We start from the raw sequence: 26,367 nt of genomic DNA on the forward strand, positions 1-26,367 counted from the left end.
GTCTTACGTCTATTATATTATTCATAAATAATCTTCCTTTTATGACTACTTTACTCTTGCTAATCCCATATTAAACAATATTCCAATTATGATAATAGCAGCAATACCTGAAATGACTTGTAATAATGGTGATTTCTTTTGTGGTAAATGAACGATTTGCGATGCAATAAAGCCTCCAACTAATCCACCGATATGAGCCCCATTATCAATTTGAGGGACGGACAAACCGAATACGATGTTAATGCCAATCACAACCATTAAGTTAACACCCATTGTCTTAAAAAAGATATCTCGATAATGCATCCCAAAAATAAAAGCGCTCCAAACAATCCGAAGATTGCACCTGATGCTCCAGCAGAGACTGAATCATTAGTTGCAAAGCTTGCAATACTTCCGAATATTCCTGCTATAAAATATATAACAAGAAAACGCTTTGTGCCATAAATTTTCTCTGTTACCTCACCTAAATAATATAGCGCAATCATATTCATTAATAAATGAATCAGACCAATATGGAGAAACATCGATGTGATGATTCGCCAATACTCTCCTTGAGCTATGAATGGATTAAATTTTAGCCCCCCCATTTAACCAGGTTTTCTACATTAGTGCTCCCACCGCTATTCTCAACAAACATAAAATGATTATATTTATTACTAGTAATAATAACGTTAAACGTGACTTTCCATAAGAAAAAAACTTTTTCAAACGCTTTTTCTCTTTAAAAAGTTTGGCTTGGACGCTTTGCTCTAAATATATGGATTGCTGTCCCTGTTCCTCAAGATCGGGCATATTTAACATTAACTGGTCATTAACGTCAGGTAACTGATCCGATATTCTTGACCACTCTTCTTCACGTGAGAGTTCATCTAAATAATAGACGGTTACATCCATCGCTTTATGGTGACGCACTGGCATCGATCTTTTCATGCTTTCCCAATTGTCAACAGGTACTAAATCAGATATATAAATAAAGTGAAGGTGCACATGCTTACCTTTTAATATTCTTTTCTGCTTTATTATAGAGGAAATTCTCTGTTCTAAGTCTCTTTTTAATTGATTGGACCAATCATAAGTACGATGAAGTAACCTTACTATATGGTTATGATTACGATCATATCGTTGTAATATATATTCATCACGATCTTTAGATTGGTAAATGAGACGATAGTTTTCATCTAACAGATGGCTTAAAATTTTCATTAACTTGAATTTTTCAGTTACATACAAAATAACAACCCCTCTAAACCCTCACCTGCACGTCTATTCATCATCATTTTTGTTAATATATTGGCAATTTGTTCATATGTTAAGCGGTTATGTAATTCAAATTCTCCTAATTGGACATTTCGACTATAATTGTTGTTTTCCATGAATTGACTAAATGACTCCGCATCATCAATTATATTCAACTCTTCAAGTTGTGATGCTAATTCACTTAACGACATGCCGCTATTTACTTTAAATTGATAAATTTTAACACTTTCAGAATTAGACTGATTATCACCTGATTCAGTCTGGTCACTTTGATTTTCAATTTTTGTTTTTAAATGCTGCCTTTCGCGCACTAACTTCTCATACTCACTTTGTTCTATAACTGCGTAACCATTTTCTTCAAGATGTTGTCTGGCTTGGTTTTCCGTCAATTCATTTTGATCAGATGTTGTCTGACCACTTGAATCTTCAATTTGAAAAACACAATACCTATAATGACTGTTGCGGTGAATAAGCCAATTGAAAATGCTTGTACTAGTGGCTTCATGATTATGACTCCTTACTTAAATGCTTCATTCTTTTTATTTTGCTCAACAATAACTCTTACATCTTCTTCTCGCAATCCTGTTTTCTGTACTATACTCTCTATAGAATACCCTTGTTCACTTAAATTTCTAACCTGAGACACAACAGCTGGTTCCTTTTGGACACTTGAAGCGCCCTTGATCTGTTTATTAGTTGTGTTGGGATAAGATGCATACGGATCAATCAATAGCTCTTCCTCTAAAACTTTAATTTTATTTTTTAATATGTATCCTTCCTGCATGGAAGATATAGAAAGATCCTCGATTTGCTTATCTAATTCATCAAATCTATTATTCATGAAAAGGATAAACCAAATAATACAAGACTAATGATGATTAGTGTTATGAATACTGTAATCATTGTTGTTCACCTCTATTATACTACTCTATTCCTATTAACTAGTTTAACATTTCTTAACAAAAATTAGAATCAAGCATGATTAGACTTAAACGACAATTCATTCTTGAATAATCTGTCGCAATTTGGTATGATGATGTAGTCGAAAATGATTGTTATTGCAGAAATGGAGGGATTTACATGCGTGTACAAGTAACTTTAGCATGTACTGAATGTGGTGATCGTAATTATTACACTACTAAAAATAAACGTACGAACACTGAACGTATTGAAATGAAAAAGTATTGCCCAAGAGAAAAACAACATACGCTTCACCGTGAAACGAAATAAACAGTAGGGAGCTTCTCCTGCTGTTTTTTTATATCATTAACTAAAAAGTAGGGATGACATGTATAAAGATACATTTCGAGTTCTTAGTAAACGTTTATTAAAACATATTTCAAAAGAAGACCGAAAACATTACTTAGATCAAATCTCTACCAAACTTTACGAGTCAGAATGGTGGAAGAATTCTGAGGTAATAGCGATGACGATTGCTAGAGAAATTGAACTTAGCACCCTCCCTATTATCGAACACGGATGGAAACAAGGTAAGCAAATAGTTGTGCCAAAGTGCAAACCAGAAAGTCATGAAATGAATTTTTATATTTTTACAAATCAACATGAGTTAGAAAATGTTTATTTAGATCTATATGAGCCTAAAGAAGATCCCAATAAATTAGTCAAACCTTCTGACATTGATTTAATGGTTGTGCCGGGTTTACTTTTTGATCATCAAGGCTATCGTATTGGATATGGTGGCGGTTATTATGATCGGTATTTATCCAAATACCATCAATCCAAAATATCGCTCGCGATGGAACAACAAGTTGTTAAACACGTCCCTCATGATGAATATGATTTACCTGTTGACGCTGTAATTACTGAGAAAAGATATATTAAATTAAAAAACGAGGCTTACTGTTCACTTAGTAAGCCTCGTTTTTTAGTGATGTCATTTATTCTTCTTCAACTTTTTCATTTTCGTCCGCTTCTTGGTCACCTGATTGTCGTTTTTCCTTTAAGTCAAAGTAAGCGTCTAAAAGTCTTCTTCCAATTTTAAGATTTATATTTCCTTCATGATCACTATAATCTTGACCAACATCTGGAATGATTGTGGCAAAGGCTACTTCTGGGTTATCATAAGGTGCATAGCCAATTAATGATAAATTATAAGTCACTTCTTTACCTGCAACTGCCTCTGCAGTACCAGTTTTCCCCGCAGGATTATAAGGAGCGTCATTGAACAACCGCCAAGCTGTACCCCCTACTTCTTGAAATGCTTGCCTGAAACCTTCTTGAACTCGATTTAAATATTGATCTTTCATTTCTATTCTGTTTAACACTTCTGGCTTATTAACCTCATAAACACTGCCAAGTTCTTCAGTATCGGAAGGATTGTGTAGTTGCTTCACCAATCTAGGTGTAATACGGTAGCCGTCATTAGCGATAGTTGATATATATTGCCCTAACTGCATTGTTGTATAAGCTTCAAATTGTCCAATAGCCATATGCATTACTTGGGACCCTCTAACATAGTCATAACTATCACTGCCTCGTACACCTATGGCTTCATAAGGATAATCTACTCCAGTTTTAGCTCCTAAACCAAATTGTTTCATATAATTGGAAAGTAGTTGATAACCTTTACCGTTATAATCAAGCTTTTGGTTAGGGGTGTAATTCCAATGCCCTCCGAGCCTCATGGCTGTTCTATACATATAGATATTAGATGAACGCTTCAATGCTTCAATGTCATTTACATTGCCTAAACTTTTATATGATACAAAATCTTCTGAACCTACAAACCTTAATGGTTGGTCAGTAAAGGTGGTTCCTGGTTTGATTACTCCTGCATCCAAACCAGCAAGCACCGTAGCCCCTTTAACAGTTGAACCAGGCAAATATTGATTATACAGTACTCTGTATGGTTGATTACTAAATTCCTTCTTTTCTCGATCATAGAACTGACCTGAAATTGCAAGAATCTCACCAGTATTAGGATCAAGTGCAACAGCTGTAGCAGTATTTAAGTGTCTATTCTCATAAGGAAATTTCTTTATGGCATAATTTAATTCTTCCTTGACAATTTTATCCAATTTTTTCTGTAGGTCCAAATCTATAGAAAGCATTAAATCTTTACCACGTGCGCCTTCACGTACTAACTCACTTTTGATTACTTCTCCGCTTGAATTCGTCACGTGTCTGCGAATCTCTTTCTGACCTTGCAAATGGGCTTCGTACTCTTGCTCCAATCCACTTTCACCTACACGGTCGTCATTTTATAATTGTTAGCTAAATATTTATTTATTTCACTACGTGGTAATCCTTGCTCACGAGTTGTAATATTACCAATAATATTAGAAAGTGTGGGGTGATGAACTTTTACCCGCTCCCAATCAACAGAAACACTGATACCTGGAATATTATGAGCGTTCTCCGCAATAATAGCATACTCTTTCTTAGTGATATTTTCGTTTTTTATGACGTGAGGCGTAAGTTGCGTTGCCTGATCTAGCTCTCGCTTAATAGCGATGACTTCCATCTCTTGATCGCTAATGGAATTTAAATCTTTCTTGGTGATACGGTCTAACACCAATTGATACTGTTCACTATCACTGAGTGCCTTTTCTTCATCAGATAATTTGGAATAAGCTTCAGTTTTATTTTTCAGAATATAGTAGTCCTTCATGTCTCGTTCTCTTACTGAATCTGTGTCCATTGACATATAATTAATTAATTTTTCAGCAATTCTCAAATTGTCTTCTGGTTGAACATTTCGCTGAGGAGTGTAAGTAATGGCATATTTAAGTTCATTATCTACTACAATTTCCCCGTTACGATCATACATTTTTCCTCTTGGTACTGATGTTTTAGACGTAACATTTTCAGTACGATCTATTTCAGCTTGTGCATCTTCTCCATGAAGTATTTGCACAACCCCTAATTGTAAAATTAGTACAGAAAACAAAATAAAAATGACGAAAAATAGCACATTTAAACGAAGAGGTAAATGTGATTTACTCTTTTTCTTTTCTCCCAATGCCTTCTCCTCCCCATTTTATCTCTATTAATTATTATATCATCCTTCCTGACATGGCTAAAGGCATTTCAAAAAATATTCATGAAGAGTGATGCTTTAAGTTATGAATTCTGAAAACAATAATTCCAGAAATCAAATACCCAACTCCAAAAGAATAACAGAATATCTCATCCAATCGCTTTCAGAAATTGTATATAATCCTAAAATGAACAATATGAGTGAAAAGGTTCGTCCGCTATTTAATACGATATCCCTAAATATAATGTATTCTACTCTATACTCCCCAGCATTTTTGCTTGTCCAATCACATCATATGAAACCGACGTATACGGAGCGAAGAATAATGGTAAAAATACCCCTAAAATTCCTGCATAAATATAATAATCTAATGCAGCATCTGATTTAAGGAGCCAAAACACTGAAATGAAAAGAAAAATACTCCCAATCAATATTAGGATTTTCCTATTGTCTGGCTTGACGATTTTTGCAACAACTTGGTACATCACAAATGAAGCAATTGCATAAATCATATTATAGATTCCAACAATCATTTCACTTTGCGTTCCCATATAAACCCACAAGCCGATCAGAAATAAAAATACGCCTTCTCTCATTCCTTGAAATAAATGTGCTGTTAACATCCAAAACCATTGTTTATTTTCCTTTCCTTCACGTATGACCGAACGAATATTATATTTTCCTTCAACAGATCTTCTTTCCAGGAATATGCTAAAAATAATCGCTAATATAAATAACACAAATGAGATGAAGAAAACGGTTAGATATCCTTTATAACCAGTCAAAAAAGTAATGATCCAACCAGCAGAAACTGGACCCACAATTCCACTTAAAGATTGCAAAGCCCCGAACATACCATTAAAGAAATCCCTAGTGTACGGCTCCGTCACTTCAAAAATTAAAATATTATAAGCTAACCAAAACAGCCCATATCCTGTACCAATAAGAACTCCTAATACATAAAATAATTCAGAAGCTTGTGTACTTAATAATAAAACAGAAATAAAAAAGACTGAAATAACAAAGATACCAGCCCTCAAAATAATGACACGATCTATTCGTTTTACCCACTTTCCAATTAAAACAAATATTAGCGTTTTGAGCTAAATAAATACAAAGGTTGTACAGTGCTAATAGTAATAAGTCTTCTGTTTGTTTCCAAAGAAAGATGTTTACAAATATATTAGATAAGTAAATTCCAAGTGTATATAATAAACCAATTATTAATAACAATCGAAGATTTTTCTTCTCATTGTCACTAACATCAGATAAACGGTTAGAAAACATAATATCCCTCATTTCCTAACCTATATTTTTAACAAAAGCAGTTAGTCTATACGTTTACATAAACACAAAAAAGAAGAAGCTAGCCCTCAAGACTAGCTTCTTCTACATATTATAATTATTTATTTTGCTTCTTCATAACGTTTAGCAACTTCATCCCAGTTTACTACATTCCAGAATGCCGCTACATAATCTGGGCGCTTATTTTGATATTTAAGGTAATAAGCGTGCTCCCAAACATCAAGTCCTAAGATAGGTGTTACACCTTCCATAATAGGTGTGTCTTGGTTAGGAGTAGATGTGATTTCTAATTCACCATTTTTAACAACTAACCATGCCCAGCCTGAACCGAAACGTCCAGTTGCTGCTGCACCAAATTTCTCTTTGAATTCATCAAAGCTTCCGAAAGCTTGGTTGATTTTGTCTGCTAATTCACCAGTTGGTGAACCTCCACCATTAGGTGATAAAACAGTCCAGAATAAGCTGTGGTTAGCGTGGCCACCACCGTTATTGCGAACTGCTGTTTGAATGTCGCTTGGAAGTGAATCTAAGTTTCCTAAAAGTTCTTCTAGAGACTTATCTTGAAGATCTGCATGGCCTTCTAGTGCTGCGTTTAATTTTGTCACATAAGTGTTGTGGTGTTTCGTGTGGTGAATGTTCATTGTTTCCTTGTCAATGTGTGGTTCTAATGCATCATAAGCGTATGGTAATTCTGGTAGTTCAAATTTAGCCATAATGAGATTCCTCCTTTAACTTTATATGGGGAAATACCCCACTAATTAAAGATTACCAATGCTAGCCATTCCATGCAAGATTTTTGCATCATTTCTAGCATTTATTGTTTCTATTTGTTCAATTACCTTATTTTTGTTTTTAAACATTAAAAAAACAAGCATTATAGCTGTTGGATAATGATGGCGGAGGAGGAGGGATTCGAACCCCCGCGGGCCGTGAAGCCCCTGGCGGTTTTCAAGACCGCTCCCTTCAGCCGGACTTGGGTACTCCTCCGAATCAATGGTGGACCCTGCAGGACTCGAACCTGCGACCGATCGGTTATGAGCCGATAGCTCTAACCAGCTGAGCTAAGGGTCCAGATATTCAGTTTAAATGGGGCGATCGGTGGGAATCGAACCCACGAATGCCGGAGCCACAATCCGGTGCGTTAACCACTTCGCCACGACCGCCATGATCGTAAAATAAATATGTAATTGACAAACGGTCAAGCTTGCTCCGGTCAAATATGTATTTGGTGGCGGCGGAGGGGATCGAACCCCCGACCTCACGGGTATGAACCGTACGCTCTCGCCAGCTGAGCTACACCGCCATGGCTCCAGCGGCAGGATTCGAACCTGCGACCGATCGGTTAACAGCCGATTGCTCTACCACTGAGCTACGCTGGAATATTAAGTTTGTACATCGATAAATAATGACGACGAGATATAATTTATCATGTAAATGTTATGTTGTCAATATTATTTATCATAAGTTTTAACTAAAATGTTTATTAACCCGCACCTTTAATTAGGTGCGGGTTGATTGATTATTAATCTTCTTTCTTCCCTACCACTTCTTGTGCAATGTTAAGAGCGTGGTCCCCTATACGTTCTAAGTTACTAATTATATCTACAAATACGATCCCTGCTGAACCTGAACATAATCCTTCATTTAGACGTAAAATGTGTTTTTTACGGAATTTACGTTCCATTGAATCGATCTGGTCTTCTTGCTTAATAACAGACATCGCTTTTTCTTCGTCCATTTCACTAAATGCTTCTATGGCTTGTGAAACTGTTTCAATGGTTAGATTAAACATCTCATTCATATCTTCATATGCCTGCTCTGTCATATTCACTTTGTTTGTAATACGGTACTCAATTAACTCTACAATATTTTCGAAGTGGTCCCCTATACGTTCAATGTCTCTTACAATATCGACAACTGATGAGTGTGCTGCCGAATCAGATTCTGAAATAGAACTTGATGCTTGTACTAAATAATTTGTAATTTTCTTATCTAGGTTATTAATCGCATCTTCTAATTGGTAAGCAACCTCAGCGTGCTTATTCTGATTATTATTTAAAAATTGCTGAGTCTCTTTTAATCCATGTACAGCAATTTCCCCCCATATGAATAGCTTCCTCTTTAGCTTGAGCAACAGCTACGGATGGAGACTGTTGAATAAAATAGGGTCCAAATGTTTAGGTTTATAATCAATTACAGTATCTTTACCAGGAATGATTTTTGTCACTAGAACCGCTATTAATGCTATAAATGGAAACTGTATAATAACATTAGATAAGTTGAAAATCCCATGAGCAAAAGCAATTGTCATTTTAGGTTCCAACATTAACATATCTCTGAACCATTCTACTAAATGTGTAAATGGTGTTAATAATATTAAGAAAATCGTTGCTCCAATTAAGTTGAATAACACGTGAACAGCTGCTGCACGTTTCGCTGCAACACTCGCTCCAATCGCAGCAATTAAAGCTGTTACTGTTGTACCAATGTTATCACCAAATAATACTGGTAAAACCGCATTTAGTGATTCGATCGCTCCCTCAGCGTGTAATTGCTGTAAAATACCGATTGTAGCTGAAGAGCTTTGAACAATAACTGTGAAAATTGTTCCTACGGCGACCCCTAATAATGGAATTTCACTCATATTAATGGTTAGTTCCTGGAAAGTCTCTAGAGACCTTAGAGGTTTCATCCCATCACCCATCAATTCTAATCCATAGAAGAGAGCACCAAGTCCAAAAATGGTTTGACCTAAATAATTAATTCGTTTGTTCTTAAAGAAGAAAATAAGTAATGTACCTAGTGCTAAAATTGGTAATGCATAAGCTTTTATATCGATCCCTATTATGAATGCAGTTACTGTAGTACCGATATTAGCACCCATGATGACTCCAATAGCTTGTCTGAATGTCATAAAACCTGCGTTAACTAAACCAATCGTCAACACAGTGTACTTGAACTAGATTGAATTAATACGGTTACGACTGCACCTGCTAGAACACCCATGAACGGATTTGTTGTAAACCTGTCTAGAATGTCTCTTAATTTATCGCCTGCTGATTTTTGTAGACCCTCGCCTAAATATTTAATACCAAATAAGAAAATACCTAATCCACCGATAAATAAAAATATCATTTCTTGTACATTCATAAAGTCACCTCGTTAGTTCTAGTACTTGTAAGCCGAGTTCTATTCTATTCCCGTCCAATGATAATGTAAATAAAGTTAAGCTAAAATTTACATAAACTTTACATTTCATTTTTAATCACTGGTTATACTATTATTTTGACAACAAGTTTTTCATCAGAATAACCCACTGACTTTATTATTAGAAATAACAAACGCTTTATTCTACTTCTTCTACTTCTATTTTAGTACCATCAACTGAGGTGATTTTAACTCGCTTACCTCTCTCAACCCATTTTGATTTTGTAACAGCACTATACTCTTGGTTATGTACTTTAATTGTTCCAGAAGGTCTTAACACGGTAATTGCTACTCCCTCTTTATGAAGCAAGTCCTTATAGCTTTCATTCAAAGAATTATAACCCTGCTCGCTTGTTAATTGATCTAACAAAGCGACTTTTGACCACATATCTCTTCTTGGTAAAGCTTTCATTAAAAATAAACTCGAGAAGCTTCCTAATAAGACACCAGCTACACTATATAGTGCATGTGTAAAACTTGTTGCGGCGAAGGCAACCGATAGTAAAACAAGTACCAAGCCTATAACTCCTAATGTTCCATCATTAATCCATTTACCATCAAACACAATTAAGGTTAAACCTACTACAAAGACAAACGCCATGATCCATACGTTGTAGGTTGGTGATTGGCCTAAAAAATAAAACGTTATAAATCCGATCCCAAGAACCATGCCAAGCCCTTTTAACTTGACCAATAGTTCTCCTATCATAAAGAACATGGCTAAAATGTTATAATTAAAACCCCTAAATAGCTTTCTAACACCGTACTTCCCCCTCCATAACATTTTTGTGAGCTTCTTTTGGAAAATTAATGACATATTTATTATTATAACAGTTAGGTCTAATAGCATAATCCATTAATTTTATGTTATTATCAATGTTAGTGAAATATATTAAGTACTTTCTTAAGACAAAAAGGGGAGTTGTAGCAATGTCTACGATTATTCACCGCAAAGATACAAGGCCCGTAAAAGTCGGGGATTTAATTATTGGTGGAAAAGACGAAGTTGTTATTCAATCAATGACCACAACGAAAACTCATGATGTTAAAGCTACAGTAAATGAAATACATCGCTTAGAAGAAGCTGGATGCCAGGTCGTTCGTGTTGCTTGTCCGGATGATCGAGCTGCAGATGCTATTCCAGAAATTAAGAAGCGAATTAATATTCCGCTTGTTGTAGATATACACTTCAACTATAGATATGCATTAAAAGCCATTGAAGGTGGTGCGGATAAAATCCGCATCAATCCAGGAAATATCGGTAAACGCGAACGCGTTGAAGAAGTTGTTAAAGCTGCTAAAGGAAGAGGAATTCCGATTAGAATCGGTGTTAACGCTGGTTCATTAGAACGTCATTTAATAGAAAAATATGGATACCCTACAGCTGATGCAATGGTTGAAAGTGCATTAGGTCATATCAAAATTTTAGAAGACCTTGACTTTCATGACATCGTTGTCTCATTAAAAGCATCCGATGTTAAATTAGCCATTGAAGCTTATGAAAAAGCTGCTGAAGTTATACCTTATCCTTTACACCTTGGTATAACCGAGTCTGGTACACTTTTTGCAGGAACCGTTAAAAGTGCTGCCGGTTTAGGTGCTATTTTAAGTAAAGGAATTGGAAGCACTTTACGCATTTCATTGAGTGCAGATCCAGTTGAGGAAGTTAAAGTAGCTAAAGAACTATTAAAATCTTTCGGTCTTGCTTCGAATGCAGCGACTTTAATTTCATGTCCTACTTGTGGCCGTATTGAAATCGACTTGATTAGTATTGCAAATGAAGTTGAAGAGTATATACAAACGATTAAAGCACCTATTAAAGTAGCCGTACTGGGTTGCGCTGTTAATGGACCAGGTGAAGCACGTGAAGCTGATATTGGAATCGCAGGCGCGCGTGGTGAAGGTCTATTATTCAGGCATGGAGAAATTATTCGAAAAGTTCCTGAGGAAACGATGGTTGAGGAGCTTAAAAAAGAAGTCGATAAATTAGCTGAAGAACATTATAAAAAACAAGAAGAAGAAAAACAAAATGCCTAAAGTAAATCCCCTAAGACATTAATCTTAGGGGATTTTATTTTTACATTATTGGAAAGACGAATAACCGTAATGCGACAGCTAAGATAGCAATACCTATCGCAATGTTACCCAGTGTATCTGCACCACGTCTTTTTGCGTAGATGCCCATTACAGCACCAATTACAGCAAACAGTAACGTCCATACGAAGAAAGATAGTAGTGATACAACTAACGCAATCCAACCCCAACCTGCATCAACATGTTCTTCAAAACGCGTTTCTTTCTCTTCTTTCTTAATTTTTCTTCATCTAATTCATTTGGGTTGAATGTTGCAGCATCACTTGCAAACTCCGTATCATACCCACGATCTCTTTCATCATATTCATTATAGTCCTTATAGACCTTTTTTTGTTTTTCACCTTTATTTGGAAAATAATCCTGATCATCATCAAAACTTGTTGGGTACTGATCATCAGCCATAATTATCTTACCTCACTTTCTACGTGGTATTTATAGTGTGTGAGGTTTTAATAATTTACATAAGTAATTTTGGAAATGATCAATTTTTAATATTTAGCATATACATAATGATGACTTTTATTGAAAGGAAGTTTTACATGCTTAAGCATCTAATTCGAACGAAATTGTATGCTTCAACCCCAGATGAATTGATGAAATACAGCAAACAGTACGGCATTTCGTTAACGAGACAACAAGCAAACCAATTACTCCAATTTATAAAAAAAAGAATCGATCGACCCATTTTCTAAACAGGACCGATCGAAAACTTATCAATATGTGGAACAACATATTGGTCGTCAAGAAGCACAACAAGCTGAACGCCTATTGAATCAACTTGCTAAACAGTATAATTTAGATCATTTATTGTAATTATTGATTCATAATTTTTCTTTGAGATCTTGATCAAAAGTTCCATTTCTTAACATTTCAATCTCAAACTTATAAGGCGGTTTTTTATTCTTTTATCTTCACCAACATATGGCGTCTCTAAAATTTTAGGTAAATGCATTAAGTCAGGGTGATGGACAACTTGGTGAATAGCTTCAAACCCGATGTGACCAAAGCCAATATTTTCATGTCGGTCCTTTCTTGCACCACATTCATTTTTACTGTCATTAATATGAATAACTTTCATTCTTTCTATGCCAATAGTGTCATCAAATTCTTTAAGTACTCCATCAAAATCATTTACAATATCGTACCCTGCATCATGAACGTGACAAGTATCAAAACACACGGATAGATGTTGATTATTTTTGACACCATCAATAATTCTGGCAATTTCATCAAATGAACGTCCACACTCTGATCCTTTACCAGCCATTGTTTCTAGAGCGATTTGAACGTTTTGATCTTTTTGAAGAATTTCATTTAACCCTTCAATAATTTTATCAATCCCAGCATCTGCTCCTGCTCCAACATGAGCTCCAGGATGTAAAACAATTTGTTTCGCCCCTAAAGCTTCTGTTCGGTCAATTTCTGATTGCAAGAAATCAACGCCTAACTTGAATGTTGCAGGTTTAGTTGTGTTACCTATGTTAATAATGTATGGTGCATGTACAATAAATTCATCAATACCGTTTTCTTTCATATGATTTTGCCCTGCTTCGATGTTAAGGTCTTCAATATCTTTTCGTCTCGTATTTTGCGGAGCTCCTGTATAAATCATAAACGTGTTTGCACCATAAGAAACCGCTTCTTCACTAGAAGCCAAAAGCATTTTCTTCCCACTCATTGATACGTGTGAACCTATTTTTAATGTCATTACTTTCTCCTCCCTTTATTCATCTTTCGGAATTTCTCTCGTTTTAGTTGTTTTTTAATTTGGTCTTTTTCTTGTTTCATTTTTTTCTTATAACCAGGTTTAACCTTTTTTTGGTTTCCTAACCTTTTTCCATGCTTTCTTTTTCAAGTTCGTTTTCTTGCTGCTCTCGTTTTTTTCTTACGTTCCATTCTTTAACTGGCACCCATTCGCCTTTTTTTAATATCGTAGTTGTGAAATTCGATCCCAGTCTCTTCAAGTTTTTCTATAATAGGCAAATCCTTCTCATCATAAAATGTAACAGCTGTTCCTTCATTACCTGCTCTTGCAGTTCTACCAACACGGTGAATGTAGGTATCTACATCTTGAGGAAATTCAGCATTAAATACATGACTAACACCCGGGATATCAATACCTCTTGCTGCTAAATCTGTAGCAACAATATATTGATATTTTAAAGAACGTAAGTCATTTAGCATTCTTTTACGCTCTCTTGGCTTAAGTCCACCGTGTATTACACCCGTTTCCAGTCCTTTGTCTAATAAATCTTTACTTAAATCATCGGCGTGTTCCTTTTTATTGACAAAAATTAATGCAATGTATGGATGAATTAATTTAGATGTTTCAACAATTATATCAGCCGCCCGGCGGTGTCGCCTTGGAATTAATCGATGTTCTAATTTAGAAGCATTCTCTTGATCGTCTATCACGATATAATTTGGATTAATTAAATATTTACGCAAGAATGGTTGTAATTTTTTAGGGACGGTGGCTGAAAACACCATTGTTTGAACGTCGGCATACATACGACTTACAATTTGGTCTACTTCTTCCATTAGGCCTAAATCAATAAGCAAATCCGCTTCATCAATTACTACACTATTAACAGTTGAGGGGTTAATGGCATTCTCTTCAATAAAGTCTAAAATCCTTCCTGGAGTCCCTACAATTAAATGAGGTTGTTTCTGAAACTTTTGAAGTTCGCGCTCTTTATCAGTTCCGCCAATGACTAAACGTGAAGTAAATTCAAGTTCAGAATGATCCTGCATCTTTTTAACTTCATGAAAAATTTGCATCGCTAACTCACGAGTCGGGGCAACAATCATTTTTTGTGTTGTTTGTTCGTTTAAGTTAAGCTGATCAATTAACGGAATTAAATAAGCATGCGTTTTACCAGTACCAGTTTGTGACTGCCCAATCACGTTTTCGTAGCGTAGAGCAGCTGGTATAACTCGATGCTGGATTTCAGTAGGTTGTTTAAATCTTAAACCCTGTATAACTGTTAACATATTAGGGCTTAATTGATATGATTGAAAATATCTATTCATTTTACATTCTCCTTTATTCCTAACAATATTTATTATAAAGGAGACATACTTTAAATGCCACCGAATAAACATTTTGTCAATAAAGCTTATAGCCTTTATAATAAGCATAGAGAGTATAAATGGGGAGGCCATTTTCATGGAAGTTATAAAAATTGCACCAAGGGGCTATTGTTACGGTGTTGTAGATGCCATGGTCATTGCAAGCAACGCTGCCAAAGACCCAAACTTACCAAGACCGATCTACATTTTAGGAATGATCGTTCATAATAGTCATGTAACAAAAGCTTTTAAAGATGAAGGAATTGTCACATTAGATCAACGAGGTAAAAGTCGTTTAGAGCTTTTAAAAGATATTAATGAAGGTACGGTCGTCTTTACAGCACATGGTGTTTCACCAGAAGTAAAAGAAGTTGCTGAAAGTAAAGGATTAACTGTGCTTGATGCGACTTGCCCTGATGTGACTCGCACACATGATTTGATTCGCGAAAAAGTTTCAGAGGGATATGAAGTTGTTTATATTGGTAAAAAAGGTCATCCAGAACCTGAAGGAGCCGTTGGAGTTGCGCCAGGTCACGTTCATTTGATTACAACTGAAGAAGATGCTAAAGAGTTAAACTTTGACGAAGATACAAAAATTATCGTAACGAACCAAACGACGATGAGTCAATGGGATGTTTATGACGTTATGCAAAAAGTTAAAGAGTTATATCCGCAGACTGAAATGGTTCAAGAAATTTGTATGGCAACGCAAGTTAGACAAGAAGCTGTTGCTGAACAAGCTAAGGATGCAGATTTAACGTTAGTAGTTGGTGACCCTATGAGTAATAACTCCAACCGTTTAGCCCAAGTTTCTAAACAAATTGCCGGAACTGAAGCTTATCGAATTGCAGATGTTTCTGAAATTAAGTTGGAATGGCTTCAAGATTGCGAAAAAGTTGCCGTAACGGCTGGCGCTTCAACACCAACTCCAATTACTAAAGAAGTAATTCGCTTTATCGAAAATTATAATCATGAAGATGAGAGTTCATGGGAACGCGAATCACTTGTTACAAATAATAAAATTTTACCTAAAGTTAAATCAACAAAGAAAAAACGCGCTTAAAAAAATCCGGCCTTAGCCGGATTTTGTTTATTCCCATTCAATTGTTGATGGTGGCTTGCTTGTTATGTCATAAACCACTCGATTAACATGTTTGACTTCATTAACGATTCTCGTTGAAATTTTTTCAAGAACATCATAAGGGATTCTCGCCCAGTCAGATGTCATGCCATCAATGGATGTTACTGCTCTTATCCCGATTGCATGATCATAAGTTCGTTCATCCCCCATCACTCCAACACTTTGTATGCCTGGTAGGACTGTGAAATACTGCCATACGTCTCTGTCTAAACCAGCGTGCTTAATTTCTTCACGTAAAATTGCATCAGATTCTTTAACTAATTCAAGTTTATCCTCAGTAATTTCACCTAATACTCTAATTGCTAGTCCAGGTCCTGGAAATGGCTGTCTCCATACAATATGCTCTGGAATGCCAAGCTCTTCCCCTAGTACACGAACTTCATCTTTAAATAAAGTATTTAAAGGCTCGATTAAGTCAAAATTCATACGTTCTGGTAACCCGCCAACGTTATGATGTGATTTAATCGTCTGTGCTGTTTGAGTTCCGCTTTCAATGACATCAGTATAGAGTGTTCCTTGAGCTAAATAATCAATGTCATGTAATTTTGAGGCTTGATCTTCAAATACATAAATAAACTCATTACCGATGATTTTGCGTTTTTCTTCAGGATCATCTACACCTTTTAATTTTCCTAAAAACCGGTCTTGAGCATCTACTTTAATAACATTTATATTAAAACCTTCTCTAAACATCTTCATGACGTCTTCTGCTTCATTCTTTCTAAGTAACCCATGGTCAACGAAGATACATGTTAGTTGATCACCAATAGCACGGTGTAATAAGACTGCGACAACGGATGAATCAACACCGCCACTTAACGCACAAAGAACCTTTTTATCTTGTACTTGATTTCTAATTTTTTCAACTTCGAGTTCAATAAAATTTTCCATTGTCCAATTTCCGGAACAACCACAAATATTTAAAACAAAATTCTTAAGTAAATCATTTCCATATTCTGAATGTTTTACTTCAGGATGAAATTGCACACCATAGAGTTTTTATCTGGATGACTTATAGCTGCAATTGGACAAGATTCATTTGAAGCATCCACTTGAAAACCTTCTGGCTCTTTTGTGACATGATCACCGTGGCTCATCCAAACCTGCTGCTCTTCAGGTAACGTTAAAAATAACTCTGAATCATTTAACCGCTTAATCACTGCTCTTCCATATTCTCGTCTACCAGCACGTTCGACACTTCCGCCATAATGATAAGACATAAGCTGCATCCCATAGCAAATACCTAAAATGGGGATGTTTAGTTCAAAGATTTCAGGATCAATCGTAAAGGCTTGATCTCCATATACACTATTTGGGCCTCCAGATAGAATGATTCCCGTTGGATTTAAACCCTTTAATTCCTTAGCTGTTATGTCATTAGGCTTTAGTTCACTAAAGACGCCTTGTTCACGAATTCGTCTAGTGATGAGCTGATTGTATTGACTTCCATAATCCAGTACAATGATTTTTTCATCAATTGACTTCATGTTTAAACACCTCGCATTATTTCCCTATATAAAAAACTAGAATTCCACCTCAAGTAGCTACAAAGGCAGAATTCTAGATTCTTACCTTCATAGTCAGGTTGTTTACGGCAACCCGGTAGAGACTCTTGCTCCATATTAGCAAGGATATATGAAGTGATTCCGTTTTTATAAGGGGTTTAAAATACAAAATTAAAATGAATAATTAGGAGCTTCTTTTGTTACTTGTACATCATGTGGATGACTTTCTTTTAGTCCTGCGTTTGTTATTCTAACGAACTGTGCTTCTTCTCTTAATGACTTTAGATTTGACGCACCACAATATCCCATGCCTGAGCGCAGCCCGCCAACTAACTGATAGAGTGTATCTGCAACTGGACCTTTATAAGGAACTCTTCCTTCTATTCCCTCTGGGACAAATTTTTATTTTCCTCTTGGAAATATCGGTCTTTACTTCCTTTTTCCATTGCACCAACAGAGCCCATTCCTCTGTACACTTTATATCTGCGGCCTTGGAAAATCTCAGTTTGTCCAGGGCTTTCACTTGTACCTGCTAGCATACTACCAAGCATTACAGCATGACCACCAGCTGCTAGTGCCTTAACTAAATCGCCTGAAAACTTAATACCACCATCAGCTATGATAGGTACGCCATGCTTTCTAGCCTCAGATGCACAGTCATAAATAGCTGTAATTTGCGGTACTCCAACACCTGCAACGACTCTTGTTGTACAAATAGATCCTGGTCCAATTCCGACTTTTACTACATCTACGCCAGCATGTATTAACTCTCGCGTAGCTTCAGCAGTAGCTACATTACCTGCAATCAGATTAACGTTTGGAAAGGCATCTCTAATTGTTTTAATCGACTCTAAAACTCCTTGAGAGTGACCGTGCGCTGTATCAATGACAAGAGCATCAACTCCTGCTTCAACTAATTTTTCAGCTCTAACGAGCACGTCACCAGTCACTCCAATAGCGGCACCGACGATTAGACGCCCTTGTGAATCAACTGCTGAGTGAGGGAACTCAATAACTTTTTCAATATCTTTAATGGTGATTAACCCTTTTAATGTCCCAGCTTGATCTACTAAAGGAAGCTTTTCAATTTTGTGTTCTTGTAAGATATGCTCTGCTTCTTCTAATGTCGTATTAACAGGTGCAGTAATTAAGTCTTCTTTAGTCATCACATCAGCGATTCTAGATGAATAATCTTGAATAAACCTTAAATCTCGATTTGTAATGATGCCAACTAGTTTTTGGTTATCTTCATCATCCACAATTGGAACTCCAGAGATGCGGTATTTACCCATTAGGTGTTCAGCATCGTAACTTGATGCTCTGGCGTTAAGAAGAATGGATTTGTAATGACTCCCCTAATAGAACGTTTAACTTGATCAACTTGATCAGCTTGCTCCTCGATGGACATGTTCTTATGAATAATCCCAAGTCCACCTTCACGGGCCATTCCAATAGCCATTTTGGCTTCAGTCACCGTATCCATACCCGCACTAATAACCGGTGCGTTCAATTTTAGTGAATCGGTTAACTCTACTTTAAGGTCAACTTCTCGAGGTAACACATCTGATTTAGAAGGTAGTAATAAAACATCATCAAATGTTAAACCTTCTTTTTGAAACTTTTGCTCCCAAACCATTATTTTAATCCTCCCCCCTTATTTCATTTTAAATAAGATTATCAACGTTACATCTTAAATGTCAACATGGAGGAAATAAGTTATAAGATTCAAAATAAACAGAAAACAAGCAGAGGTTATAAAATAACCCCTGCTTGTTTTAGATAAAAGTAAACGGCTCTGTGATTGTGGAAGATGATATATAGTCTACATCTAAATCCTGACTACGTTCTTTTTAAGATTTTCAGTAGTTCGCTTTTCATAACTTTCTCGATGTGATGACCAGGATCAATAACATTTAATCCTATACCAAGTGCATCATGGGCCGTATGGTAATACAAATCACCTGTAATTAAAACATCTGCTCCTTTAATTTTAGCCTGATCAATATATTTATTTCCATCGCCACCAATTACAGCAATTGTTTGTACTTTCTTAGAATGTTCTCCCACCATTCTTACATAAGGTACATCGAATGACTTTTTAACATACTCAGCAAAATCCTCAAGTGCTAAAGGTTGATCTAACTTTCCAATTCTACCTAATCCACGCTTTATGCCTGGTAATTCTACTGGGTAAACATCATAGGCCATTTCTTCATACGGATGAGCATCCACTGAGGCATCTATCACCTTTCTTAAAATCGACTTAGGAACAATTGTTTCCATTCGTACTTCTTGTACTTTTTCGAGTTCACCTTTTGTCCTATATATGGGTTAGTACCATCTAATGGTTTAAACGTTCCTGTTCCAGTTGAATTAAATGTACAGTGACTGTAATCCCCTATGTGTCCCGCTCCAGCATTAGAAAGAGCATCTCTTAGTTGGTCTTCATGAGTTTGAGGGACAAATACCACTAACTTAAATAAAGGTTCTTCCCCTGTCTCAACTAAAATATCTGTATGCTTAATACCAAGCTGATTCATAAGCATATCATTTACGCCACCTGTTGCAATGTCTAAATTCGTATGTGCAGCGTAAACAGATATATCATGTTTTATCAACTTTTGAATAATTCTTCCTTTTTCACTATTTAGATCTATCTTTTTTAAAGGTTTAAAAATAAGGGGATGGTGTGCAACAATCAGATTGACGTCGTTTTCAATCGCTTCATCAACAACACTTTCTAAAACATCTAAAGCAATCATTACTTTAGAAACTTTAGCATTCATCTTACCTACATGAAGACCAATTTTATCCCCTTCAAAGGCATAAGATTTTGGTGCGAAGTCTTCAAGCAAGTTAATGACATCCTTAACGGTCGCCATAATTGATTTCCTCCTTAATCCATTTTACTTGTTGAACGAATTCCTCAAGTTTTTCACTACTAACATTAGTAGATTGCTTCATTTGTTCAATAATTTTTCTTTTTTATGTAATACATTTTCCCATTTTCTATAAAAAGCATCGGGTTTCTTAAGGAGTAATATTGGACCTAAATACAGCTCTTTAGGAGTATATTGGGTGGACTGATTATCAGGTTCCAAAACAACAATTTCATAAATATAGCCTTCTTCATCCAAGATTTCCTCTTCAACTATTTTAAAATTGTAATTCTTAGCAAAGCTCCTTACAGATTGTGCATCAATATTTGGTTGTAAGATTAGTCGTTTAACATTAGATAGTTTAGATCTACCGTTATCCAATATTGACGTGATAAGTGATCCTCCCATTCCAGCAATGACAATTGTGTCTGCTTCACCCTCTTTTAATATGTCGAGTCCATCTCCCAAACGAACGTCAATTTGTCCTTTAAGCCCAATTTGATTGACTTGCTGTTGAGCCGATTCAAATGGTCCTCCATTCACTTCTCCAGCTATTGCATTTACATGTTCATGCTTTAAACATACGTAACAAGGTAAATAGGCATGATCAGAACCGATATCAGCTAAAACTTTAGTGTCTTTCGGTATGTAGTTTGCTACAGTCATTAATCGTTTAGATAAATTAATTTTCGTCATTTGTATGAAATCCTCTTTCAGTTTAAAAAAAGTCCAGAAACATGGAATATGTCCTGGACTTTTCATTACTTTTCTACTCTTTCCCATTTAACAGCCATTCGGCTATGACTTCTGCTTCTTCAGCATTCGCATAATCACCTGTCATTAGGTTACTACCTTCAACACCGTTGTTAATGATATCAACTAATTCCTCTTTAGAATAACGATCTCCAACAGTATTTAAGTTAGGCGCATTACCTGAACCGCTTAGGTCAGCACCGTGACAAGATGTACAGTTGTTTTGTTGTACTAACTCTGCCGGATCCAGGGTACCTTCATTACCACCTTCACCCTCTGCTTGGTCCATTTGAGCTAGTCCAACTCCACCCATTACAACCATTGTAACAATCCCTAGTAAAGCAATAAGTGCATATGGCATAACTAAATTTTTCTTCATGTTATTTGCCCTCCTTCGTTGCGCTATATGTATACGGATATAAATTCAAACTATATTTATTTTACTCGAAAAATCCATAAACTAAAAGGGAGAAATTGTGAATATTTTATATAACATAATAATTTATTAGTAAAATTATAATACCAGTCATACCTGATAAGATTAAATAACTAAATCGTTTCCAAAACCAATTGTTATCCAAGCAAAACAATTTATTAAAGTTATTAATGCTGGATGAATACCCAGATTAAAAATAATGTTTAAATTTAATGATCCCGTTAATACAATAGATAACAGGACTATAATCGATAAATGGAAAATAAATTGATTCAATCTATAAAAGATCAACATATGAAAAGATGCAATACTTACTGTAAAAATTATAACAAATAATTTAACCCATTGTTGAAATTCATCATTTAATAATAAAAAAGTTGAAACAGGGAGTAAGAGCACTAAGAAGGTTAAGTCAATATAATACCAAATATTGCTCTGCTTCTTAGATACTTCTGATTCCGAATTACCTTCCCCCTGAGTATATAGCATTAATAAAAAGTCGCAATATTTTTCTGGTAGAAGTTTGGACTCTTTCCAATACTTTATTTCTTTAATAATGACCTCTTTACGATCAAAATTCATGCTTTCCCCATGTTAAACTTAGACAATTATTCTAAAAAGTCCTTTAAGCGTTTACTACGACTAGGGTGTCTAAGCTTTCTTAAGGCTTTAGCTTCAATTTGACGAATTCGTTCCCTAGTTACTCCAAAGACCTTACCAACTTCTTCAAGAGTTCTTGTTCTACCATCATCTAAACCAAAACGTAAACGTAATACATTTTCTTCTCGGTCAGTTAGTGTATCTAATACATCTTCCAGTTGCTCTTTTAGCAACTCATAAGCAGCATGATCTGATGGTGACTGAGCTTCTTGGTCTTCTATAAAATCACCGAGGTGAGAGTCATCTTCTTCACCAATTGGTGTTTCTAAAGATACTGGTTCTTGAGCAATTTTTAAGATTTCTCTTACTTTATCTGGTGTTAAGTCCATTTCTTCAGCAATTTCCTCAGGAGTAGGTTCACGACCTAAATCTTGAAGGAGTTGACGCTGAACGCGAATTAATTTATTAATCGTTTCTACCATGTGAACAGGAATACGAATGGTTCTTGCTTGGTCCGCAATAGCACGTGTGATTGCCTGCCGAATCCACCATGTTGCATAGGTACTGAATTTAAAACCTTTACGGTAATCGAACTTTTCAACGGCTTTAATTAAGCCCATATTACCTTCTTGGATTAGATCTAAAAACAGCATGCCTCTACCAACGTAACGTTTTGCAATACTAACAACTAAACGCAAGTTAGCTTCAGCTAGTTTTTGTTTAGCAATTTCATCGCCTTGTTCAATGCGATGAGCTAAATCAATCTCATCGTCAGCTGATAACAGGTCAACTCGCCCAATTTCTTTCAGATACATCCTTACAGGGTCATTTATTTTAACGCCTGGTGGGACACTTAAGTCGTTTAAATCGAACTCTTCTTCCTTTTCGATTTTTTGCATGTTAGGATCTTCGTCATTTTCTCCTATAACGTCAATTCCTTCTTCTGCTAGGGTTTCATAAAATTCATCCATCTGTTCAGAGTCTAATTCGAAATGGCCTAATTTATCAGCTATTTCTTCATATACGAGAACACCTCGCTTTTTACCAATCTCAAGTAGTTGTTCTTTTGACTGGTCAAGTGTTAGCTCTTGTTGTTCAAGATCTTGATTTTGATCTACTGGCTTGTTTGCCATTTATAACCCCTCCTTCCAAACTGGTTACTGTTCAATTCATGTCATGTTTTTCTTTTTAATTCAATTAATTTCATACCGATTCGAGCTGCGGATTGATGATCATTTTCTTTTTCTGCCTGTATCAACATCTGCTTTAATGTCCTAAGCTCTTGACTGGATTCACTTTCTCGCTTTATTGCTCGAATGTAATCATCCAATTCTTGATCACTAAAGATTCATTTATAGGAATTAAAGCTAATTCTGTAGCCAATTGTTTGATGTGATCATCATTAAGTCTTTCTAAGAATTGACTTACACTCGGCTCGTTCCCTTCCTCATAATATGCATATAAATAAGTTACTAATACCTGATGATCCTCAAGATTAAATGAGGAACCTAATCGTTGTTGAACTTTATCAGCTACATATTCATTCTGTAACATATGAGAAATTAAGTGACGTTCAGCATTCTGATACGCACTATATAATTTCTGAGGTTTCTTCCACTTATTATGCTCAATGCTCTTATTATTAACATGATTATCATGGTCTTTTGTACGTTGCATTATTCTTCTGCGATTTTCAATTTCTTGAAGTAATGTCGATCGGTCAAGCTTAAACATTTCCTCTAAGTCATTTAAATAAAATCACGTTCAACTGCTTGATTGACTGTCGCAATGATATCTAAAGCTTTCTCAACGTATTGGACTCTATCATGGTCAATATTTAAATTGTAGTTCTTTTTTATATACTGCAACGAAAACGATACATCATTCTCTGCTGACTGAATTAAATTTTGAAATGCTTCTGGACCATGTTTTTCAAAAAATCATCAGGGTCCATCTCATTAGGTACATTCGCCACTCTTGCGTTCATTCCTGCATTTTTTTATGATTTTGCAGTTTTAAAACTTGCTTCTCTACCTGGAGCATCTCCGTCGTAACATATAATGACTTCATCGACATAATGACTTAATATCTTTGCGTGTGTTTCAGATAAGCTTGTACCCATTGTTGCAACAGCATGGTGAACTCCTGCTTGATAAGCTTTTATCACATCTGCATATCCTTCAAATAAAACAACTTGATTAAGTTTTTGAAAATATTTTCTTGCTCTGTGGAAATTATATAAGATTTTTCCTTTATGAAATAACTTTGATTCAGGGCTATTTAAATACTTGGGTTCTAGATGATCTTGAATCGATCTTCCTCCAAACCCGACAACTTTTCCTTGATGGTTGTGGATAGGAAAAATAACCCTGCCTTGAAATCTGTCAAAAAGCTATTCCCATCTCGGCTGTTTAATAAACCGTATTGTGCCAAATTTTCGAGTTCAAACCCTTTTCCTTTAAGGAATGCACTTAAAAATTGGTCTTTGTAGGGTGAATACCCTAATTGAAACTCTTCGATAGCGTCTTTAGAAAATCCTCTATTTTTAACGTAGTAAGAGCATCTTTGCCATCTTTAGTGTGTTTCAGTACATGATGAAACAATTTATTAGACCACTCATAAGCGTCCAATATGTTTTGTTCCTCACTAGAGTAAGAAGGTCCTTGCTGCCTGATCCATTCATCTGGTAGAGAGTCACCACTTTTATCAGCTAAATGTTTTATTGCCTCAACAAAGGATAAGTTCTCAATTTCCATGACAAACGACGTTACATTGCCGCCTTTACCACAACCAAAACAATGAAAAATTTGTTTTTCTGGTGAGACGGAAAATGATGGTGTATCTTCTCCATGAAAAGGACATAAACCGAAGTAATTACGCCCCTTTTTAGTCAATTTAATATAGTCGCTAATGACATCTACAATATTGTTGTTCTGAGTTATTTCATCTATTTTTTCTTGAGGAATTCTGTTCACCATCTACATCACCATGTGATTAAATTCGATATTCTTTCCTAAATACCTTCAAACATCGACAAAATTATGTTGTTAAAAATATTGTCACAAACGGATGGACTTTATATTCTATGTATACCCCTCACTCATAAGTGAGAAACTAATTAAAGTCGATTTAATCTATAATTCTACTTCTTTCCACAAATAACGATTATAACTTATTCAATTCGATTATGCGAATACTTTGATTGAAGTCTTAATATTTTAAATATATTGATAAAGCTGGAACTTCAAATTATTATAAAGTAAAAAAGAAACACCAATACAGATATCCACGATATCACATATTAGTGTTTCAATTTTTAAAATGTCATCTAGTGTTATTTCTTGAGTTTTCGTAAAATAACGTTCGCTGTTTCTTCAACTGCTTTATTGGAAACATCAATCGTATCACAGCCAATTTTGTCAACAACTCTATTAAAATAATTGATTTCTTCTTGTATACGTTCTTTTTTGCATAGTTAGCCGAACCATTCAACCCTAAAGCTTTTAATCGTTCAGTCCGGATATGATTTAATTTCTCTGAGCTAATTTTAAGACCAATACACTTATCTGGATCTACTTGAAATAACTCTTCTGGTGGTTCTACTTCAGGTACAATTGGTACATTAGCAACCTTTAACCGCTTGTGCGCTAAGAACTGTGATAATGGTGTTTTAGAGGTTCTTGATACACCTATAAGTACTAAATCTGCTTTTAATATGCCCTTAGCATCTCGGCCATCATCATATTTAACAGCAAATTCTATTGCTTCAACACGCTTATAGTAATCTTCATCTAATTTATGTACTAAGCCAGGTTGAAGTGTAGGTTTTCTTGTAAATGTTGTTCTAACTCCTCTAATAAAGGACCAATTAAATCGATAGCTTTAATATTATACTGAGCAGATAAATCTTTCATTTTCTGTCTAAATTCTGGTTTCACTAATGTATATGCGATAATTCCATTATTCTCATTAGCTAAATTAAAGGCATCTACCATTGTAGCCTCATCATCAACATATGGGATTCTTTGGATTTTAATATCTTGATTGGCAAATTGACTCAAAGCAGCTTTCCCTAAAAGTTCCGCGGTTTCACCTACCGAATCTGACAACACATAAAA

At 35.5% G+C, this 26,367-nt stretch carries 23 protein-coding genes, 5 tRNA genes, 9 pseudogenes and 1 riboswitch; of the genes and pseudogenes, 5 read left to right on the plus strand and 32 right to left on the minus strand.

Translation table 11 applies throughout. The annotated features are described in order from the left end of the window. Positions 1 to 45: 45 nt before the first annotated feature. The 4 genes and pseudogenes from JCM13188_RS20580 to JCM13188_RS06565 form a co-directional block, all read right to left on the minus strand. Positions 46 to 587 (minus strand): annotated as a pseudogene (locus JCM13188_RS20580) (rhomboid family intramembrane serine protease). Between the two features lie 13 nt (positions 588 to 600). Further along, positions 601 to 1,230: a hypothetical protein gene (locus JCM13188_RS06555; protein WP_054752969.1), complete on the minus strand. Its 630-nt coding sequence runs from the start codon at positions 1,228 to 1,230 to the stop codon at positions 601 to 603. After that, on the minus strand, positions 1,221 to 1,646 hold the full coding sequence (locus tag JCM13188_RS06560; protein ID WP_054752970.1) for an endolytic transglycosylase MltG: 426 nt from the start codon (positions 1,644 to 1,646) through the stop codon (positions 1,221 to 1,223). The genes JCM13188_RS06555 and JCM13188_RS06560 overlap by 10 nt, the downstream gene beginning before the upstream one ends. 128 nt (positions 1,647 to 1,774) lie before the next feature. Continuing rightward, on the minus strand, positions 1,775 to 2,098 hold the full coding sequence (locus tag JCM13188_RS06565) for a hypothetical protein (protein WP_054752972.1): 324 nt from the start codon (positions 2,096 to 2,098) through the stop codon (positions 1,775 to 1,777). Positions 2,099 to 2,337: 239 nt separating this feature from the next. On the opposite strand from JCM13188_RS06565, the gene rpmG reads away from it, so the two are divergent. Further along, positions 2,338 to 2,487, plus strand: a complete 150-nt coding sequence (gene rpmG, locus JCM13188_RS06570; protein WP_054752974.1) for a 50S ribosomal protein L33 — start codon at positions 2,338 to 2,340, stop codon at positions 2,485 to 2,487. A 58-nt stretch (positions 2,488 to 2,545) separates the two neighbouring features. Then, positions 2,546 to 3,259: a 5-formyltetrahydrofolate cyclo-ligase gene (locus JCM13188_RS06575; protein ID WP_054752976.1), complete on the plus strand. Its 714-nt coding sequence runs from the start codon at positions 2,546 to 2,548 to the stop codon at positions 3,257 to 3,259. Here JCM13188_RS06575 and JCM13188_RS18310 read toward each other — a convergent pair. The 11 genes and pseudogenes from JCM13188_RS18310 to JCM13188_RS06625 all read right to left on the minus strand — a co-directional run bounded on the left by JCM13188_RS18310 (position 3,156) and on the right by JCM13188_RS06625 (position 10,463). Further along, positions 3,156 to 4,328 (minus strand): penicillin-binding transpeptidase domain-containing protein, encoded by a 1,173-nt coding sequence (locus tag JCM13188_RS18310; protein WP_279401520.1) that lies wholly within the window; start codon positions 4,326 to 4,328, stop codon positions 3,156 to 3,158. The two genes, JCM13188_RS06575 and JCM13188_RS18310, sit on opposite strands and share 104 nt — an antisense overlap. A 54-nt stretch (positions 4,329 to 4,382) precedes the next feature. Then, a pseudogene (locus JCM13188_RS18315) lies at positions 4,383 to 5,047 on the minus strand (penicillin-binding protein 2); the annotation flags it as partial. A 461-nt stretch (positions 5,048 to 5,508) separates the two neighbouring features. After that, a complete protein-coding gene (locus JCM13188_RS06585) occupies positions 5,509 to 6,297 on the minus strand; it encodes an MFS transporter (RefSeq protein WP_054752978.1) in 789 nt (262 codons plus the stop codon). A 366-nt stretch (positions 6,298 to 6,663) separates the two neighbouring features. Then, positions 6,664 to 7,275: a superoxide dismutase gene (locus JCM13188_RS06590; protein ID WP_054752980.1), complete on the minus strand. Its 612-nt coding sequence runs from the start codon at positions 7,273 to 7,275 to the stop codon at positions 6,664 to 6,666. Positions 7,276 to 7,456: 181 nt separating this feature from the next. Next, a tRNA-Ser gene (locus JCM13188_RS06595) sits at positions 7,457 to 7,549 on the minus strand. Between the two features lie 7 nt (positions 7,550 to 7,556). Further along, positions 7,557 to 7,633 (minus strand) — tRNA-Ile (locus JCM13188_RS06600). A 16-nt stretch (positions 7,634 to 7,649) separates the two neighbouring features. Next, positions 7,650 to 7,725, minus strand: a tRNA-His gene (locus JCM13188_RS06605). 63 nt (positions 7,726 to 7,788) lie between these two features. Further along, positions 7,789 to 7,865: transfer RNA gene (locus tag JCM13188_RS06610), tRNA-Met, on the minus strand. 1 nt (position 7,866) lies between these two features. Then, a tRNA-Asn gene (locus JCM13188_RS06615) sits at positions 7,867 to 7,941 on the minus strand. Between the two features lie 143 nt (positions 7,942 to 8,084). Next, a pseudogene (locus JCM13188_RS06620) lies at positions 8,085 to 9,712 on the minus strand (Na/Pi cotransporter family protein). A 196-nt stretch (positions 9,713 to 9,908) separates the two neighbouring features. Beyond that, positions 9,909 to 10,463 (minus strand): NfeD family protein, encoded by a 555-nt coding sequence (locus JCM13188_RS06625; RefSeq protein WP_279401499.1) that lies wholly within the window; start codon positions 10,461 to 10,463, stop codon positions 9,909 to 9,911. A gap of 236 nt (positions 10,464 to 10,699) precedes the next feature. On the opposite strand from JCM13188_RS06625, the gene ispG reads away from it, so the two are divergent. Beyond that, positions 10,700 to 11,806, plus strand: coding sequence for a flavodoxin-dependent (E)-4-hydroxy-3-methylbut-2-enyl-diphosphate synthase (gene ispG, locus JCM13188_RS06630; RefSeq protein ID WP_054752981.1), 1,107 nt, complete (start codon positions 10,700 to 10,702; stop codon positions 11,804 to 11,806). Between the two features lie 207 nt (positions 11,807 to 12,013). On the opposite strand, the gene JCM13188_RS06635 is transcribed toward ispG, so the two are convergent. After that, positions 12,014 to 12,265, minus strand: a complete 252-nt coding sequence (locus JCM13188_RS06635; RefSeq protein ID WP_054752983.1) for a hypothetical protein — start codon at positions 12,263 to 12,265, stop codon at positions 12,014 to 12,016. A gap of 137 nt (positions 12,266 to 12,402) precedes the next feature. Here JCM13188_RS06635 and JCM13188_RS20585 point away from each other — a divergent pair, with 137 nt between their 5' ends. Beyond that, positions 12,403 to 12,555, plus strand: coding sequence for a DUF2624 family protein (locus JCM13188_RS20585; protein ID WP_369404864.1), 153 nt, complete (start codon positions 12,403 to 12,405; stop codon positions 12,553 to 12,555). 129 nt (positions 12,556 to 12,684) lie between these two features. On the opposite strand, the pseudogene JCM13188_RS06645 reads toward JCM13188_RS20585, so the two are convergent. Beyond that, positions 12,685 to 13,541 (minus strand): annotated as a pseudogene (locus tag JCM13188_RS06645) (deoxyribonuclease IV). A 221-nt stretch (positions 13,542 to 13,762) separates the two neighbouring features. After that, positions 13,763 to 14,896, minus strand: coding sequence for a DEAD/DEAH box helicase (locus JCM13188_RS06650; protein WP_279401500.1), 1,134 nt, complete (start codon positions 14,894 to 14,896; stop codon positions 13,763 to 13,765). Between the two features lie 136 nt (positions 14,897 to 15,032). Between JCM13188_RS06650 and JCM13188_RS06655 the strand changes: the two genes are divergently transcribed. Further along, complete coding sequence (locus JCM13188_RS06655; protein ID WP_054752987.1) at positions 15,033 to 15,998, plus strand: 4-hydroxy-3-methylbut-2-enyl diphosphate reductase; 966 nt, start codon at positions 15,033 to 15,035, stop codon at positions 15,996 to 15,998. Between the two features lie 27 nt (positions 15,999 to 16,025). On the opposite strand, the pseudogene guaA reads toward JCM13188_RS06655, so the two are convergent. The 14 genes and pseudogenes from guaA to JCM13188_RS06700 all read right to left on the minus strand — a co-directional run bounded on the left by guaA (position 16,026) and on the right by JCM13188_RS06700 (position 26,361). Next, positions 16,026 to 17,563: pseudogene (gene guaA / locus JCM13188_RS06660) on the minus strand (glutamine-hydrolyzing GMP synthase). A gap of 70 nt (positions 17,564 to 17,633) precedes the next feature. Further along, positions 17,634 to 17,735: riboswitch (purine riboswitch) on the minus strand. 17 nt (positions 17,736 to 17,752) lie between these two features. Continuing rightward, positions 17,753 to 19,217, minus strand: a pseudogene (gene guaB / locus JCM13188_RS06665) (IMP dehydrogenase). Positions 19,218 to 19,356: 139 nt separating this feature from the next. Beyond that, positions 19,357 to 20,463, minus strand: a pseudogene (locus JCM13188_RS06670) (Nif3-like dinuclear metal center hexameric protein). A gap of 78 nt (positions 20,464 to 20,541) precedes the next feature. Then, on the minus strand, positions 20,542 to 21,156 hold the full coding sequence (locus JCM13188_RS06675; RefSeq protein ID WP_279401501.1) for a tRNA (adenine(22)-N(1))-methyltransferase: 615 nt from the start codon (positions 21,154 to 21,156) through the stop codon (positions 20,542 to 20,544). A 73-nt stretch (positions 21,157 to 21,229) separates the two neighbouring features. Continuing rightward, the gene (locus JCM13188_RS06680; protein WP_054752992.1) at positions 21,230 to 21,592 is read right to left on the minus strand and encodes a c-type cytochrome; all 363 of its coding nucleotides are present in this window, start codon (positions 21,590 to 21,592) and stop codon (positions 21,230 to 21,232) included. Positions 21,593 to 21,754: 162 nt separating this feature from the next. Further along, positions 21,755 to 22,231, minus strand: coding sequence for a hypothetical protein (locus JCM13188_RS06685; RefSeq protein ID WP_054752994.1), 477 nt, complete (start codon positions 22,229 to 22,231; stop codon positions 21,755 to 21,757). Positions 22,232 to 22,257: 26 nt separating this feature from the next. Further along, positions 22,258 to 23,382 carry an RNA polymerase sigma factor RpoD gene (rpoD, locus tag JCM13188_RS06690; protein ID WP_054752996.1) on the minus strand — a complete coding sequence of 375 codons (1,125 nt, stop codon included), beginning with the start codon at positions 23,380 to 23,382 and terminating at the stop codon, positions 22,258 to 22,260. 41 nt (positions 23,383 to 23,423) lie between these two features. After that, the gene (locus tag JCM13188_RS18320) at positions 23,424 to 23,579 is read right to left on the minus strand and encodes a hypothetical protein (RefSeq protein WP_279401502.1); all 156 of its coding nucleotides are present in this window, start codon (positions 23,577 to 23,579) and stop codon (positions 23,424 to 23,426) included. Further along, entirely contained in the window at positions 23,555 to 23,983 is a 429-nt protein-coding gene (locus JCM13188_RS18325; protein ID WP_279401503.1) for a hypothetical protein, read from the minus strand. Before JCM13188_RS18325 ends, JCM13188_RS18320 begins: the two co-directional genes overlap by 25 nt. 14 nt (positions 23,984 to 23,997) lie before the next feature. Beyond that, positions 23,998 to 24,117: a hypothetical protein gene (locus tag JCM13188_RS18330; protein ID WP_279401504.1), complete on the minus strand. Its 120-nt coding sequence runs from the start codon at positions 24,115 to 24,117 to the stop codon at positions 23,998 to 24,000. Between the two features lie 131 nt (positions 24,118 to 24,248). Further along, the gene (locus JCM13188_RS18335) at positions 24,249 to 24,416 is read right to left on the minus strand and encodes a toprim domain-containing protein (RefSeq protein ID WP_279401505.1); all 168 of its coding nucleotides are present in this window, start codon (positions 24,414 to 24,416) and stop codon (positions 24,249 to 24,251) included. Between the two features lie 111 nt (positions 24,417 to 24,527). Continuing rightward, positions 24,528 to 24,769, minus strand: a pseudogene (locus JCM13188_RS20590) (DNA primase); the annotation flags it as partial. Further along, the gene (locus JCM13188_RS18350; RefSeq protein ID WP_279401506.1) at positions 24,751 to 25,224 is read right to left on the minus strand and encodes a CHC2 zinc finger domain-containing protein; all 474 of its coding nucleotides are present in this window, start codon (positions 25,222 to 25,224) and stop codon (positions 24,751 to 24,753) included. The gene JCM13188_RS18350 and the pseudogene JCM13188_RS20590, both read right to left, overlap by 19 nt. Positions 25,225 to 25,583: 359 nt before the next feature. Next, a pseudogene (locus tag JCM13188_RS06700) lies at positions 25,584 to 26,361 on the minus strand (pyruvate, water dikinase regulatory protein). Positions 26,362 to 26,367: the final 6 nt, after the last annotated feature.

The organism is Piscibacillus salipiscarius JCM 13188 (assembly GCF_001311865.1).
GTDB lineage: Bacteria > Bacillota > Bacilli > Bacillales > Alkalibacillaceae > Piscibacillus > Piscibacillus salipiscarius.

Bases quoted from the DNA above. Each gene is read 5' to 3' on its own strand.
- JCM13188_RS18310 (WP_279401520.1), bottom strand. From the start codon at position 4,328: ATGCTTTCTATAGATTTGGACCTACAGAAAAAATTGGATAAAATTGTC.
- JCM13188_RS06685 (WP_054752994.1), bottom strand. From the start codon at position 22,231: ATGAATTTTGATCGTAAAGAGGTCATTATTAAAGAAATAAAGTATTGG.
- JCM13188_RS18325 (WP_279401503.1), bottom strand. From the start codon at position 23,983: ATGTTTAAGCTTGACCGATCGACATTACTTCAAGAAATTGAAAATCGC.
- JCM13188_RS06575 (WP_054752976.1), top strand. From the start codon at position 2,546: ATGTATAAAGATACATTTCGAGTTCTTAGTAAACGTTTATTAAAACAT.
- JCM13188_RS06655 (WP_054752987.1), top strand. From the start codon at position 15,033: ATGGAAGTTATAAAAATTGCACCAAGGGGCTATTGTTACGGTGTTGTA.
- rpmG (WP_054752974.1), top strand. From the start codon at position 2,338: ATGCGTGTACAAGTAACTTTAGCATGTACTGAATGTGGTGATCGTAAT.
- JCM13188_RS06590 (WP_054752980.1), bottom strand. From the start codon at position 7,275: ATGGCTAAATTTGAACTACCAGAATTACCATACGCTTATGATGCATTA.
- JCM13188_RS06680 (WP_054752992.1), bottom strand. From the start codon at position 21,592: ATGAAGAAAAATTTAGTTATGCCATATGCACTTATTGCTTTACTAGGG.
- JCM13188_RS06650 (WP_279401500.1), bottom strand. From the start codon at position 14,896: ATGAATAGATATTTTCAATCATATCAATTAAGCCCTAATATGTTAACA.
- JCM13188_RS06565 (WP_054752972.1), bottom strand. From the start codon at position 2,098: ATGAATAATAGATTTGATGAATTAGATAAGCAAATCGAGGATCTTTCT.
- JCM13188_RS06635 (WP_054752983.1), bottom strand. From the start codon at position 12,265: ATGGCTGATGATCAGTACCCAACAAGTTTTGATGATGATCAGGATTAT.
- rpoD (WP_054752996.1), bottom strand. From the start codon at position 23,382: ATGGCAAACAAGCCAGTAGATCAAAATCAAGATCTTGAACAACAAGAG.
- ispG (WP_054752981.1), top strand. From the start codon at position 10,700: ATGTCTACGATTATTCACCGCAAAGATACAAGGCCCGTAAAAGTCGGG.
- JCM13188_RS20585 (WP_369404864.1), top strand. From the start codon at position 12,403: ATGCTTAAGCATCTAATTCGAACGAAATTGTATGCTTCAACCCCAGAT.
- JCM13188_RS06675 (WP_279401501.1), bottom strand. From the start codon at position 21,156: ATGACGAAAATTAATTTATCTAAACGATTAATGACTGTAGCAAACTAC.